Origin of the sequence: Streptomyces alboniger (assembly GCF_008704395.1) — a bacterium.
Taxonomy (GTDB): Bacteria; Actinomycetota; Actinomycetes; order Streptomycetales; family Streptomycetaceae; genus Streptomyces; species Streptomyces alboniger.
Genome location: NZ_CP023695.1, coordinates 6,699,708 through 6,715,185 on the forward strand (window position 1 = coordinate 6,699,708; position 15,478 = coordinate 6,715,185).

At 68.3% G+C, this 15,478-nt stretch carries 6 protein-coding genes and 1 pseudogene; 5 read left to right on the top strand and 2 right to left on the bottom strand.

What is annotated here, in order from left to right:
- Positions 1 to 250 precede the first annotated feature (250 nt).
- Positions 251 to 2,344, top strand: a complete 2,094-nt coding sequence (locus tag CP975_RS29480) for an SAM-dependent methyltransferase (protein ID WP_055530769.1) — start codon at positions 251 to 253, stop codon at positions 2,342 to 2,344.
- 217 nt (positions 2,345 to 2,561) lie between these two features.
- On the opposite strand, the pseudogene CP975_RS36000 reads toward CP975_RS29480, so the two are convergent.
- Positions 2,562 to 4,007, bottom strand: a pseudogene (locus CP975_RS36000) (serine/threonine protein kinase).
- 364 nt (positions 4,008 to 4,371) lie between these two features.
- On the opposite strand from CP975_RS36000, the gene CP975_RS29495 reads away from it, so the two are divergent.
- The 4 genes from CP975_RS29495 to CP975_RS29510 are packed head-to-tail and all read left to right on the top strand — an operon-like array spanning position 4,372 to position 13,943.
- Entirely contained in the window at positions 4,372 to 5,967 is a 1,596-nt protein-coding gene (locus CP975_RS29495; RefSeq protein ID WP_246201671.1) for a PD-(D/E)XK nuclease family protein, read from the top strand.
- Positions 5,967 to 7,157, top strand: coding sequence for a pPIWI_RE_Y domain-containing protein (locus tag CP975_RS29500; protein WP_055530761.1), 1,191 nt, complete (start codon positions 5,967 to 5,969; stop codon positions 7,155 to 7,157). Before CP975_RS29495 ends, CP975_RS29500 begins: the two co-directional genes overlap by 1 nt.
- Entirely contained in the window at positions 7,150 to 10,803 is a 3,654-nt protein-coding gene (locus CP975_RS29505) for a pPIWI_RE_Z domain-containing protein (RefSeq protein ID WP_055530760.1), read from the top strand. Before CP975_RS29500 ends, CP975_RS29505 begins: the two co-directional genes overlap by 8 nt.
- 26 nt (positions 10,804 to 10,829) lie before the next feature.
- The gene (locus CP975_RS29510) at positions 10,830 to 13,943 is read left to right on the top strand and encodes a pPIWI_RE module domain-containing protein (RefSeq protein ID WP_055530759.1); all 3,114 of its coding nucleotides are present in this window, start codon (positions 10,830 to 10,832) and stop codon (positions 13,941 to 13,943) included.
- 812 nt (positions 13,944 to 14,755) lie between these two features.
- Here CP975_RS29510 and CP975_RS29515 read toward each other — a convergent pair.
- On the bottom strand, positions 14,756 to 15,463 hold the full coding sequence (locus tag CP975_RS29515; protein WP_055530758.1) for a restriction endonuclease: 708 nt from the start codon (positions 15,461 to 15,463) through the stop codon (positions 14,756 to 14,758).
- Between the last annotated feature and the right edge of the window lie 15 nt (positions 15,464 to 15,478).

The following is a 15,478-nucleotide window of genomic DNA, read 5'->3' on the forward strand; positions in this document are numbered from 1 at the left end:
CCTTTCGTGTGTCTCCCTTCAGTTGGACAGGCGGGGCGGAGGCACGGTGGTGTCAATGCCGACAGGGGGACCGAGCGTTGTGAGCCCGAATTGTGCACTCGAACGTTTGGGTGGCCGTCGTAGAAGAGTGCGCGATCGACGAAGTGTCTGTGAACTCAGTCAATGATTGGCCTGATGGGGGCGGCTGAGCTACGGTGTTGGCATCCGTGTCAGACCCGTCCGAAAGTCGCCCTCCTGCTCGGAGAATCACATGTCAGGCTCCAACGATGTGCCCGTTACCTTGGCGGGAATCGCGCGCATCGCGGGCGTTGGTCGAGCGGCGGTAAGCAACTGGCGACGCCGCCATGACTCGTTCCCGATGTCGGTCGGCGGTACAGACACCAGCCCGCAGTTCTCCCTTGCGGAGGTCGAACGGTGGCTGTACGCCCACGGGAAGATCGAGCGGATCGGGTTGCGCGAGCGGCTGTGGCCGCACTATGAGGCCCTGGGGGATCGTGCGGTGATGGGCGCGGCGCTCGCCGAAGTCGGCCGCCGCCTGCTTGCTGCGACAGGCGCGGATCAGGCCGCACCCGAGCATTCCTTGCTCCCGGACGAGGCCGCTCGCGTAATCAACGAGACGGTTGACGTCGCACGATACGAAGGAGAGCGGGAGACATTCGCCTTCCTGCTCACACGCTGGCTTGACGCCCATGTGCGGCAGGTCGGCACCACTCCAGCCCCACTGGCCCGACTGATGGCAGACGTTGCTCTTGCCGTCAGGGCGGAGGAGCGCTGGGGCGCGGATGGGCGGATCACCGTTCTCGACCCCGCCTGCGGTGTCGGCGGGCTGCTCCTGGCCGCCGGTGAGGGCCTGGTGGAGCGAAGCGCCGACGCCGATCCCGGGACTACGGCGCTCATCGGTACCGAACTCGACCCGGTACTTGCCGCGCTGGCGGAAGTGCAGCTGGGCTTCGCCGACGCGGATAAGGGAAGCGGCGGTGTGAGGATCGAGGCAGGTGACTCGCTCCGCGCGGACCCAAACGACGGTGTCCGGGCCGACATCGTCCTGTGCAACCCCCCGTTCAACGCGCGCGACTGGGGCCATGAGGAACTGGCCACTGACCCCCGCTGGGTCTACGGCCTGCCACCGAGGACCGAGCCCGAACTCGCCTGGATTGAGCACGCGCTGGCGCGACTGGCGCCAGGCGGCGTGGCTGTACTCCTGCTACCGCCGGCGGTGGCCTCCCGGCGCGCAGGTAGGCGCATCCGTGGGGCGCTACTGCGGACGGGCGCTCTGCAGGGAGTCGTCGCACTTCCGGCCGGGGCCGCCCAACCGCACAGCGTCTCGCTGCAGTTGTGGATTCTCCGGATGCCCGCGTCTGAGGGCAGCGCTGCTTCCGGCGAACGCCTGTTTCTGCTCGACGCAGCCATATCGCATGGGGCGACGAGAGGAGCTCAAGGTATCGATTGGCCGCAGTTGACCAGCCGCGTACTCGATGCGGTACGTGCTTATGACTGGTCTGGAGAAAGGAAGGCAGGAGCAGGGAAGCAGTTGCCTGAGGGGTGTGTCACCGTTCCCATGGTGGACCTGCTCGATGAACAGACAGATCTCACACCGGCCCGCCACGTACCGGAGACGGCCGTAGAGGCCCAGGCCAAGCTTCATGAGTCCTGGGGGCGCCTGGGCGGCCTGCTCGACGAAGTGCGCGATCACTCCCAGTCTCTGGCGGCAATCGACCTGTCGACGGGTAGTGAGGCGCTGTCCACGGTCACGGTCTCGGACCTGCACCGTGCCCATGCCCTCAAGCTGCAACAGGGGCAGACGCTCCCCGGTGAACTACTGCACGGCGACGCGCTGCCAGATGGCGCGGTACCGGCCTTGAGCGTTCCCGACCTGGTCATGGGAGGACAGCCGGGGGGCTGGCTCGCCCGGGCCGAGGTGGAGCGGGGCGCCAGTACGGGCTCGTTCACCGTGGCCGAGCCGGGGGATGTCGTCGTGGCGGGTGTCGAGAGGGCGTATCGCGTCTGGGTCCAAGAGGAGACGCCCTTGGTGCTCGGACCCCAGCTTTATGCACTGCGCCCGGACCCCGAAGTCCTGGACCCCTGGTTCCTCGCAGGCTGCCTGCGCGCGTCCGCGAACGCGCGGCAAGCGGGTTCCCACACCTCTAGCTCTGCCCGCATCGACGTACGCAAGCTACAGGTGCTCCAGCTCGCACTTGCTGAACAACGGCCGTATGCGGCGGCCTTCAGAGAACTCCTGGCACTTGAGGAGTCGCTCCGCTCGGTCGCATCGGTGGGCGAGGCTCTCGTGCGGAGCTTCGGGGACGGGCTCGCAGCGGGACAGCTGCACTCTTTGCGTCCGTGAGCAAGCCGCCGGTCGCTTGCGGTGCACTCGCCGGACCTTCTTGTACGTGACTTGCCGCCGAGCATGGATGTTGGCCCACAGGCGCTGGGGAACGATCGCTGAAGAGCTTGGACTGGACAGGATCTCCGAAGACGCAAGGAGTACGCCACCGCCCAGGCACGCTCCCCCGACGAGCTGTCCCTACCAGCCAGAGCGCAACTTGCCTACGCAAGATCGCCTAGATGCCGAATCCCAGCTCCTCGAGCTCGATGCCGACCTCTCGGCACCGCTCAGTCAGCATTTCGGCGCGCGGGCCCGTGACATGGGCCATCTGTTCGAGCACCATGGCCCGCGCCGCCGCGGCCGGAAGCAAGTCGCCGAAGGGGATACGGCACTCCGCCGCACCCAGAGTGCCCTCCAGGTAGTCGGCCAGACCATCCGGGCTCTCCTTGCCCTCAGCTCGCAGGGCCAGAGCCTGATAGAGCGCGATCGCCTCCTTGCAACGCCCGGCCACACGCATGCCGTTCGCGGTCACGCGCAAAGCCGTCCGGACGCCGGGGTCGAAAGCGCCCCAATCCCGGCGGGCGGCGGGCAACAGCTCCAGCAGCTTGTCTACCGCACTCGCCGGCTCACCGGATTCGACTTCCGCTGCGGCCTCGGTGGTGACTTCCTGAAACATCCGGCGGCTGAGGAACCCGGAACCGCGTCGTCTCCTGCCGGAACTGGACGCAGCTACCGGTGTCGCAGGCGCGGCCGGCAGGTTGTATTCGTCGGGCAAGCGCAACGGACGCGTCGGGTCCGGCTCTAGCCGGGGGGACGGGGCAGCGTCACCTGGACGCGGCGCGTACTTCCGCAGCACCTCTGCGACCATGCGGGTGTCCACCGGCCGGTCCTCTGGCTCCTTGGCCAGCAACTTCAGTACCAGCCTCTCGAGCTCTGCCGGGATGTGCCCGACATGACAGGTCGGCGGGATCGGGGCGGCATGCACATGCTGGTCCTTCAGCCCGTCCCCGGAGAAGGGCGGATGGCCGGTCAGTAGGTGGTAGAGGACGCAGCCCAGCGCATACAAGTCGGTCTTCGGCGTGATCTGGCGTTCCAGGATCTGCTCCGGGGCCTCGTACCCTCTGCTGCCGACGGTGGATCCGTGCTGGGTGTAGTCGGTGACGCCGGGTCAGAGCGGCTTGGCGATGCCGAAGTCGATGAGGACGACCACGCCGTTCTCATCGATGATCAAGTTGTACGGCTTGAGGTCGCGATGCACCACCGGCAGGTCATGGGCGCAGGTCAGTGCCTCGGCGATTTGAACCCCGATGGCCGCGCTTACCTCGATGGTGGGGGTGTACTGCTCCAAGAACCGGTGCAGGGGCTTGCCGGCGACGTAGCGCATGACGAGGTAGGGCTCGGCGTGATGAGTGCCCTGGTCGTACAGCTCGGGAATGCTCCTGTTTCGCAACCGTCCCAGAAGGGTGCCCTCGCGCCGGAACCGGCCACGCATGCGCCGGAGTTCGTCGTGTGCCTCGTCTTCGTCGAGCGAGTCCAGGAGCTCGTTCTGCGTGCGCAGGCACTTGACGGCCACGAGCCTGTCGTCCCGCAGGTCCGTCGCCAGCCAGACCACAGCCATGCCGCCGCTGCCCAGGTGCTTGAGCAGTTTGTACCGGCCGCCCAGCACCTCGTCCTTCTTCATGCCGCCCCTTGCCTGTGAAGCGTCCCGCCTCTGGCGCGCAGGAGAGGCGCGACGGTGGCGAGTTCCCGGTTCCGCCGGACCGTTGCGTGGCGGATGCGCCTAGTGTAAAGCGATCGAAGGATTGGTTGTGCATGAACTGAGTTCACAAATGTTTTGTGTCATGCTGGTTCTGCCGGAGCCTGATGCGCCCGCTCAGTGGGGCCGTATCGGGCCGTCCTGTCCGAACTGCTTGGAGGAGATCGTGAGCAGTGGGTCACGCCCCGCCGGGACCAGCGGTGACATCAGGCTGGTACGTACGAACCTCGCTGCGGCGCGCCTGGACCCCCGGGACTGCCCCGCCAAGCGGGCCAGCGACGCCCGACCGATGCTGATCGCAGACCCCGAACCCCCTCAACTCGCTGAAAAACTACAAGACTTCACGCTCAAGGTCTTCATGGATGCACTCGACCTGATTGAACACGAGTGCAAGGATCCGGAGTGGGTGATCGGGGAACTCCGGCGCACAAACGGGACCTTCGGGCTCTACCGGCGCCGTGAAGCGCACCCCCTGCTGCTGTCCTGGTCAGCCGAGGCGGTCCGTCGCTATCTGGCGGCCAGGGTGGCAGACCAGCACGCCCGCCAGGCCGCCGGCCTGCCGCTCACGGTCCCGGTCCGGGACACATGGGTGGTCGGCACGGACCCGGGCCCGGTCGACTCCCGGGGCGCAGACACCTATGAGATGACCGCTTGGGGACGCCGCTACGCGGCCCTCGACGGCTCCACAAGGGAACTGTGGCTGCTCACCTTCGGCCCCGCCAAGGACGACCGACCCGAAGCAGAGAAGGCCGTAGCCGCGTACGTGGCGGCGCGAGGGCGTCCCGCGATCGGAGGTTGGCGCAAGCGGCACACTCCGGTTCCCTTCGGTGAACTTCCCCAGCACCGCGCCGCCCTGCCCGAGCACGTGCGGGTCATCGAATTCGGCTGCGGAGACGGCAAGCACAACGAGCTGATCGACTGGAACAGACAGGAAGCGCGTCAGCACTTCACAGCGGCGGGGTGGCCCTCGTTACTCCAGGCTATCGACGGGACCGGGACCCGCCCTGGCACCGGCTGCATCGACTGCAAGGCGCTGAGCGGCTGCCAGGCCCTCCCGCACAGCCCGGAACTGCTGAGCATTACGCCGCCGAAGCGCCGGCGCCCCCGCCGCAGTGTCTCGGTCACCGATCTGCGCGCCTATCGGGACTGCCCGGCGAAATATCACGCGACTCGGCAGCTCAAGCTGCGCTCCTCGACGCCCGAGAGCCCAGAAGTCCGGCGCGGCCGTGTGGTCGACGACATTCTGAACCAGCGGCACGCCAGCACGCCCTACCGAAGCTGCGAGACCTTTCCCGGCCCGGCGGACCCGGTCTCCTGGGGAGCCGGCGGTCTGCACCTGAGCGGTCAGGAAGCACTCGACGGTGCCGCCATGCTCGAACAGCACGCCTTCTACTGCCCCTTGGACGGCCTCGCCGCCGAAGAAGAGGTGCGAGTGCAGTACCAGGCGGTCTGCTACGACCCCGGACTCGATCTCGTGCTGATAGCCACCCCCGATCTGCTCCACACCCGCCGCGGGGGCTGGATCTGGCGGGAGACCAAGACCGCGAGCAGATACCTCTATGAGGGCGAGCCGCTGTTGAAGCTCTACCCCCAGCTGGCGCTCGGCGTCCTGATGCTGGCCACCGGCGTCCTGGGCGGAGACACTGCGCGCTCCCGGGTGGAGCTCGAACTGCTGCACACCGACGACGTGACCTTTGAGGAACTCGACCCCTCACACCCGGGGACCGTCGACGAAGCGCGAGAAGTGATCACGCAACTCGCTCAGCCCTGGGCCTGGGACCAGGACTACCCGACCGCTCCAGGCCGGCATTGCGACGGCTGCGAAGCCCTCGAATGGTGCCGCGCGGGCATCGAACACCTCGCTCCGACAAGGCAGGATTCCTGATGGCCACCGCCTTTGACACCCACGCCGCCCAGCGCGGTGACTGGCTCGACTTCCCCGACGTACGCCTCGTCCGTACGCTGGCCGGCGCCGTCATCCAGCTCGCCGACCTCGGCCCGCTCTCCTCCTTCAAACTGCCCTACCCGGCCGAAGCCCAGCGAGCACTCGACCGGACCGTCCTGGCCTGCCTCATCAGGGGCGTCGAGGAGATCCCGAAAAGCCTGCCGGAACTGCTCTTTTGGTGCCACAGCCGCCCCCTGGAGGACTGGCCCCTGGACCTGCCGCCGGACGCTTTCGGACCGGACGACTATCTGGTGGACCCCGAGGCACGGGTTCCCACCCAGCTGTGCCACGAGTGGTGGATTAGAGGCAAGGACGCCGGCGCCGCACACTTCGACCGCGAGGTCATTCACACGGCCATGCGCTTGTGCCGCAAGGCGTCATCACCCGAGTCCTACGTCGCCTTCCGCAGGCTCCTGGTCGAACGACCGGTACTTACCGGAGTGGAACGGTTCGAGACCGAGACCGACCTGTCCCTCGCCCCCGTACAAGAACTGCTGGACCAGTGCTACGCCCCGGTCCCGGCCTCCTACGAATTCCAGGGCGGCTACGTCACCTGCGGTCGCTGCCTGACCTTGCTCACGCCGCTCGCCGACGGCGCGTGGTGGTGCGAGAGGGACCGGTGCCGACGCCGGGGCGCACCGCCGCACGGACGGACCCTGACCGGAGCCGACGTGGCCGGACTGCTGCAACTTGTACGACCGCTGCGGCAGTTCGTCACCGGACCGGGACGCGCCGAGGTCGAACTGGAAGCCCGACTGTGCACGCTGGGGCTCGAGGTCCAGCTCTGGCCCGGCTTCGACGCCTACGACTTGCGTGTGACCTTCCCCGACGGGCACATCTGGGCCATCGACGTCAAGGACTGGAAGCATCCCGGGCTGCTTGGCCGGTCCGCGAAACCCGTTCGCCCAGAGCCGCCCTACGACGAAGCGTGCTGGGTAGTTCCCCGCGAACAGGCCGAAGCCCACCGCGACTACCTCGGCACCTACCGCCGCAACCGCCCCGCCTCCGCCGAGGGCCTACCCCTGCTCACCGACGACCGGCTCGCCGCCCTCGCGACCGCCCGCCTCCGCGGGGCAGACGGCCCCCACCTGACGGACTCCGCACCGACGAACGGATCCCCGAGTGCGTAACAGCAGCGAGTGGTACCAGAAACTGGCCAAAGCCCTGGAGCCCGTCTGGCCCCAAGAACACCAGGACGTAAACCCCTCGCTGCTCTGCCAGGTAGAACTCGGCCTCTACCTCATGGAGAGTCTCGACCCGTCTGGCGACGCCCACGGTGTCTACACCCTCCTGGGCGGCTACCCCTTTGCCGCCGCCGCGGGCATCGCCACCACACCAGCACAGAGCACCCGGCTGGATGTGGCACGCCACCTGCTGTGGAAGCTGCGTCGCCGCCGCATGTGGCACCAGTGCCTGGAGACGTACGTCCAGCTGCCCGAACGGCTCCGCGGCTACCGGCTGCCCGAGGGAGGAGGACCGGCGCGTCGCGTCGAACCCACCATCGCCGCAGACCGCTTCAACAGGTTCGCGCATGCGCTGTCCCAGCTTCCGCACTTCGACCAACGGCAACTGCAGCCCACCCCGGCGGGCCAGGCCCGGTTCACCGAGCGGCACCGGCCCGCCTCCGTGACCATCCCCGAACAGCTGTGTTTCCCGCCGGCGACCGGCCACGACCTCAGCCAGGTCCCGCACACCGCAGGCCACCCCCTGGACATCCCGCTGGCCGAACTCGCCGAGACCGCCCGCTGGATGGAGGAAACCGAGACGGCCCGCGGCCTCACCTGTGGCCATTGGGTGCGACGGCTGGAGGACCTGCAACTCGACGCCCTGTCCGCCGACGGGCAGCGCTTCGAGAAGACCACGGTTCTCCGCATGGACCGCCTGCTCCATCTGGTCGGCATGGTGGGCGCGGGCAAGAGCACCCTGATGCACCTCATCGCCGTCTGGGGCGCACGCAAAGGGCTCCGCACCACTCTGGTCGTCGGTGACGTCGCCGAACAGCTCACCCTGGTCGGCCAGTTCCGCGACCTGGACCTGCAGGCCGCTCCCGTCATCGGCGGCACCACCCGCGAACAGCACGCATCCCGGCTGCACCGCCGCCTTGCCGCGCGCGGCCAAGCCTCCCTCCTCCAGCACGATGATCCAGCCTTCGATGACCTGAGCTCGGTGTGCATCCTTGACGCACAGCGCGGACTGGAAGCAGCCGAACCCCTGCGCTACGTCGACGCCCCCTGCACGGAACTGCGCCCGGTCAAGAAGCCTGGTCCCACCGCTGTCGGGGAGATCCCGCTGCCCGTGTACCGGCACGACCTGTCCGAGGCTCCCGCGGAAAGCGAGATGTCTCGGTCCGATCACGGCTGTCCGGTGTGGAGCGTCTGCCCCCGCCATGCCCCCGACCGGGAGCTGGTCGATGCCCTGATCTGGGTGGCCAACCCGGCCAGCCTCCTGCAGAGCGCTGTCCCCAACCACCTCAATGCCGAACGCCTCAGGCACCTTGAACTGGCCTGCCTACGCAGCGACATCATCGTCGTCGACGAGGCGGACCGCGTACAGATGCAGCTCGACACCGCCTTCGCCCCGTCCGCGACGCTGATCGTGCGCGGCCCGGATTCCTGGCTCGACCGCCTCGGCATCCACAAGATCGATGAACTGGCCCGGCAAGGCCGCCTGCCCCTCTCGGCACGCGATGTCGAACGCTGGTCGGCCTCCCTGGACCTGGTCCACATCGCCGCCAACCGTCTCTACCGCCGACTGATCACCGACCACGACCTTCGCCGCTGGGCGGACATCGAATACTTCAGCGCCTGGACGCTCCAGGAGAAACTCGTCAACGAGTGGTACCCCCGTCCGCGTGTCACCGGTCTCCTCCCCGACGAGACCTCCTCCGACGCCGAGGTGTACGACTCCAACGACGAGGCCGACGGCAACGCACCCCTGCCGCGGACCCCGGACACCGAGCCCTGGGACATCCGACGCAACGAAATCACCAAGGCGTTCGACGCCTTCCGCGATGACCCGCTCGGCGATCGCGGCCCGCACAACGACCTCACCGACGCCCTGATCCGCAGTGCCGGAGCTCTCCTGCACCACCTCGACCAGACAGCGACCAGCCAACGTGTCCGCTCCGTGCTCGACACCCTGCTCACCGGGTCCCCGCTGCTGGACGGTTCCCTGCGCCAGGAGCCACCCAGCCCGGGGAAACCCGACCGGGATCCCGTGGACACCTGGGGGAGCGAGCCCTGGCTGGAACGCGAAGCCCGACGCCTTGAGTTCACCCTGGTACTGGCCGCCCTGCACCAGCGCCTCGAACGCGTCACCTTCCTGTGGCCGCAGGCCGAGGCGGCTCTGCATCTGGACACCGCCGACAACGAACTCTCCCGCAGACCGCCCCTCGACTACGCGCCGGTGGTGCCGGAAGCCCCGATGGGTAACGTCCTTGGATTCCAGTACCTGCCCGAAGATCCGGAGCGCGGCCCGGACGGCGACGAACACCGCAGCGGTACCCTGCGCTTCTTCCGCTGTGCAGGCGTCGGCCGCGAGCTCTTGCTCCACCTTCCCGCGCTGGGAGCCGACCCCGCAGCGGGCCGTCCCGGACCGCACGTCCTGCTCATGTCCGGCACCAGCTGGGCCGGGACATCGACCCGCGCACACGTCATGGCCCCGGTCACAGCGATCCTCAAACCCCACCAGGCCGCCGTCGACTCCATCCGGCAAACCCTGTTCACCACGCTGTTCCTCTACGACGGCGAAGGAACCCCGCTCACCCTCTCCGGAGCCCGACTCGATACCCGTGAACGGGTCCTGGCCCAGATGGTCACCCAGCTCGGCAAGTCGGCCCCGGGCAGCACCTCGCTCCTCGATCAGGAACTACGGCAGATCGAGGACGGAGAACGCCGACGTGCCCTCCTCCTGGTCGGCAGTTACCAGGACGCCAGGATCGCCGCCGACCTCCTGGAACGCATGCCACGCTGGCGCGGAAAGGTCCGCGTCCTCGCCTCCGACAAGGCAGAGCTCGACCACGCCGGTCCCGGAGACACCGCCACGGGAGACTTCACCGGCGCCTCCGCCGTACGCCGCGGCGACCTCGCCGCCTTCGCCAAGGACGAAGACGCCGAAGTCCTGGTCGCCCCCCTGATGGCAATCGAGCGCGGCCACAACATCCTCAACCAGAGCCACAAAGCCGCCTTCGGGACCGTCCTCTTCCTCGCCCGTCCCCACCCGCGCCCCGACGACCTCTCGCTGGCCGTCTTCGCCATCAACGACTGGGTCACCAGGTTCGTCCGCAACCAGCCGGATGCCGAGGCGGGAACCTTCGGCAAACTCGTGGCCGACGCAGCGGACATGGACACCGCCGGGCTCGCCTTCCGCCTCGCGGCTCGCAAGGAGTGGCGCCGCCTGCTGTCCCGACGCTACATCTACTCCCAGCTGAACGACGCGGAGAAGACCTCCTTCGCCTGGGATCAGCTGGTCACCATCTGGCAGGTCATCGGCCGGCTGGTGCGCGGCGGAGTGCCCGCGCGGGTGGTATTCGTCGACGCGGCCTTCGCCCCCGCACTCGCCGAGGCCGGTGCCCCGCCCGCCGCAGCGACCCGCAGCGGACGCCGACGCAACGACCACGGCCTGCTCATCAAGCTCCGCGACGTCCTCGCGCCCTACTTCGACGACGACATCACACCCGAATCGTTCACCGACCCCGCCGACCCCGCCCTGGTCCGCACGCTCTACCACCCGCTCTACGACGCCCTGAGCGGCCTGATCATGCGAACTGACCGCTGAGCCACAGCAAGGAGACTGCAAAGACCATGGCCGCCAAGTACCGCGACACCAGCCGGGCCGCCTACCTTCTGAAGCCCAATACCGCGCCCTGGACCGCCCGATACCGGGCACTGCCCTTTGCGGAGCAGTGGCACGAAAGCGTTCTGGACCTCTGCAACCTAGGCCGTCCCCCCGAGGCCGAGCCCTACCGCGCTGCGCCCGTCGCCAGATTCAACGGAGTTCTGCAGAGCCTCGCCCCCGATCTGGTCGTCCGCGGCCGTCCCCGCGACCCGCAGCAGCTGGCCGAGGATTTCTGGCTCTACACCCCCTCCGACGCCCCCCACCCGCTTCCCGGCGACACCCTGAACCGGCTGAGCGGCGCCTGGCTTCAAGACCTCCGCCCCGAACCCGCACATCACCGGGCAGTCCTAGACACCCACACGGCGCTGCGCTCCTGCCCGCCGCAGTGGCAGGATGTCACCGTCGACCTCCTCGGCTGCCCCACGACCGACGGTGGAACCGCGGCTCCGCGCGACCGGCAATACCAACTCGCCACCGATGCCCTGGCCCGGCGCATCCTCGCCCTGGGACCCTACGAACACAGCGCCGGCAGCCTGCACTTCCGGGCCGTGCCGCGAGGCCCGCGGCAGCAGGGAGCGGAACTCCTCTCACAGCCTCTCTCGCATGTGGTCAAAGGGCGCGAGTGGTGGTTCTCCCTCGTGATCAACATTTCGCTACACACCGTCCCCTTCGACCCTCGCCCCCGTCTCCACCTGCACACGGGAGTACGCCGCTGGGCAACTCGCCTCGACGCGAGGAAACAGCGCCTGCGGCTGCCGTATGGCCGCGACACCTCGGTCTACCTGCTGCCCGGCATCCCCTGGCTCCCCGGAGCACCCACCAGCGAGCGGTACGCCGTGGCCCGGCTGACCTGGGACCGCGGCACCAAGGACTATGCCTGGAAGAACAACGGCCCCGCCCAGATCCTCGGCAGGCTGGCACTCAACCGCCCCTTCCCCGACCCCGCCAGCCTGCTTGCCACACCCGAGGAGTGGATCGGCGACGGGGACGGCACCCGCGCCGCCGTCGTCCACAGCACACACATGGGGCCTCACGGCATCGGTGCCGGCCTCATGTCACACCAGCGTTCACAGATCGTCCAGTGGGCCGAACAGGCGCTGCCCGAGCAGCTACACCAGGTCCCCTCCCTCAGCCGGGCGAGCGCCGGCAGCAGCGCCCCCGCCAATGCCCGGCCCAAGCCCAAGGCGGCGGAGAAGGAAGCGGAGGCGCAACGCGAAGCCCGCGCCCGCCGGACCGCACTCGCGGTGGCAGCCAGGATCAACCAGGGACAGGACCCCGCCGAGGCGATCAAAGGGACGGGAGCCGGGTGCCTCGTCGAAGCCAGACTGCTGTGGCAGAGCCCGTCGTTCCGCGATGCAGCCATCGAGGCCCTCGCCGACGTCCTCGGCCTGGACGGCGACGGAAGCCGCCCGGAGCCAGCCACTGCCGAGAACACATACGAGCGGGCCGTACCCGGAAACCCCGTCACTCTCGAATGGAAAGCCCCGGAACTCACCCTCCGCCTCCGCTGTCTGCGCACCACCGAGGGAATCACCGACACCCTGGGCATCGACCCCGCAGCACGGCCCAGGGGCAAAGCCCTGGAGGCCGGTATCAACGCCCGACGGAAGACTACCGCCGCATTCTTGGCCGACGACGGAGCTGACCCGCTTCACCCCAGCTTCGCCCTCGTGGAGATCGACCGCCGCCAGGACTTCGCCCACCGTCTGGATGACCCCAAGTACGCGCTCCGGCTGGGATGCGCGGACGCGGGCGTCCTGACGCAATTCGCGCTCGTCCCCAAGAAGGCCAAGGGCTACAACAGCGAGAAGAACCTCTCCCACCGGGTCCATTCGGGTTGGGAGGACGCTCTGCGCCAGTACGGTGTCCGTGTCCTACCCGAGCACACGCTCGGCGAAGCCATCCCCAAGGATCTGCGCTACGTCGCCACGTACATGGTCAAGCGGCGCAAGGACGGCCCCACCCGACTGCCCCGCCACACCCCGGTGGCCGTCATGGTCACACCGCTGGCACCGGGCAGCGGCCTGGCGACCGTCACAGGCTGGGACGAGCGGACAGGACGCTGGATTCCCTACCCCCAGTTCCTGCTCGGCCTGGTGAAGACAGCCGAAATCCCGGAGGTCAGCGAACCCACCGAGACCGAGACCGCGACGCCCACGGACACCGAAGCCGCCGCCTTCGTACCACAGCAGCGTTCAAAGTACCGCGTCTGGCAGCAGAACATGGACGAACAGCGCCGGGCGACCGCCCGATACCTCCAGAAAATGGTCCGCTCTCTTCGCGGCCGACCCACTGCCCTGCTGACCCATTCGCAGAACAGCCGGCTGCACTGGCCCTGGCTCCAGGACGGCCGAACCGAACGGGACCTGATCAAGACCGGGCACGCGCAGCCGGTGGGACTAGACCCCGATCTCCGGTTGATTCGCGTACGTACGGCAGCAGGGCGGGAGACCCCGCAGTGGTGGGGCAACGCCTCTCCCGGTGAAGTCAACGGCCTGCCCCAAGGGCTGTGGGTGGAGGACGAAGACGCCGCACGCTCCTCCGGCCGGATCTTCTACAGCACCACACCCAAAGCGAGCACTTTCCGAGACTCCGCCGTCGAGGCCGACAAAATCGCGCCCCGGCCGCTGCGCCAGGGACCCAACAAGGGCAAACCCACCATCGATACACACATCCCGGCCTGGAACCCCGGGCTAGTGGAGATCGCAGTCCTGGGCTGCCACGCGGATGCCGGCGACTCACCCGAAGCACTCGCTCTGGCGGTGCACCAGCTGCGCCAAGCCCCCGATTACCTGGACGCACTCTCCCTCCCCCTGCCCCTGCACCTGGCAAGCCTCGCCCAGCACTACGTGCTGCCGACGGTCGCCGAGGCAGAGGCGGGTGAGGCTGAGGAATCCTCCCTGGAGGAGCTGGCCACCACCGAGGTGGCAGGCAACGTCAATGGGCAGCGCGTAGCGGCGGCGCTCGGAGTGATCGAGGAAGGCACGGACGTCGAGCCGGCAGACCTGGACCCGGAATACGCAGAGGACCCCGGCCTCGCCCAAGCACCGGAGGACGAACAGCTCGCCTTGTTCCCCTGAGGGCGAAGGAGTGCTGGCACCCCCACCGGCGCTGCCCTTGTTCTGCGGGGCGCATCCCATGAACGGATATCATGCTTCCCTGCGTCGAATATGCACGGCCGGTCCCCTTCGAGGAGGCACCCTCGGTATCGGCGGGCTCGATCTCCGATTTGAGGGCGGAACGCCGGGGACCGGGCGCCAGCGACCGCCATGATGCCGATGACTTCATGGGCAGCGGATCGGACGCGACACCGCTCTTGCCACGACGGGGGCCTCCGTACGGCACCGTTGGTTGTCTCGCAGGGCCGCTTCCTGGAGCGCTGCCTCCGGGACAGGGGCGGCATGGTGAATGTGCACGGGGTTGTCGGTGGTATGGACCTGGCGGCGGGCGGCATCGCTGCTCGGCCACCGGATCGGGCCCGATCGTCGGCACGTTGGTGCGCTGCCGTGTGGCGCAGACAGCTGTGGAGAAGCCGCCTCGGTCGTGCATCGACCTGAATAAGGTTGTCGGCTTCCGTGCCTGTCAACGGTCATCGGGTTGCCCAGGTCGTGATCCCGAGTAGGTGTCGGACGCGGTGCAGGCGTCAGCCCGGTGTCGTCTTTGGCTTTGCGGGCGAGTGTGCCCGGGAGTCTGGGGTGCGGGTGCAGCGGCGTCTACCAAGGGATTGCGCCCGAGTGCTGGAAGGACACCATGGGCCAGACGATCAGGGGGATGAGGATCAGAAGTATCAAGCAGTCCAGTGACATCGCCCAGGCTGCGGTCTGTCCTCGTGGCCGAGGTGGCACGGGCCGGATTCTCCTTCGGCTGTGTCCGACGGGCGGGTGGAGGCACGTCAGGTGAGGACGTGGACGGCTTGGTACAGGTGGGTGCCATGCGCCCACTTCTTGATCTCGGCGCGGCCGAGAACGGTGATGTGGTGCTGGCGTGCGAACGTGGCAGCGGGATCGGTGAACCCGGCCAGGCCGATCATGATGGCCACGTCGGCGCCGTGGTGGGGCCGCGCGGTGCCGTTGAACTGCTGCACATGCCCGGAGGTGACGCGTGCGCGGTAGCGTTTGCATTGGAGGATGACGAGGTCGCCGTCGCTGTCGACCGCACGGACATCGGCGCCCAGGTCCCCTGGTCCGCCAACGCGCTGGACGTCGGTGAATCCGTCACGGACCAGGAGCTCGGCGCACGCCTGCTCGAACTCGGTCGGGCTCATGGCCGCCAGCTCCCGCATGCGGAAGGTCACGCTAACGTCGGCCGTGTCCGGTTCCAGCGCGGGTGGGGCGGCAGGCGGGGGTCCTACGTAGCCGCCTGCGAAGCCGAGTACGACGAGTACGGCCCTGGCTGCGGCCACGAGCATCACCAGCGCGCCGGCGCAGATGAGGGCAGCCCACCACGGATGGCCGGTGAGCCATGCCCAAGGCCCGTTGAGTATCCAGGCCACGGCGGTGCCGGTCAGCCACTTCCACAGCATCTTGCCGATTGCGAGGGCGAAGACGCCGTAGAGCAGTGTTTTCAGGAACGGATCAAGACGGCCGTCCTCGTCGAACATGACCACCCTCCAGGG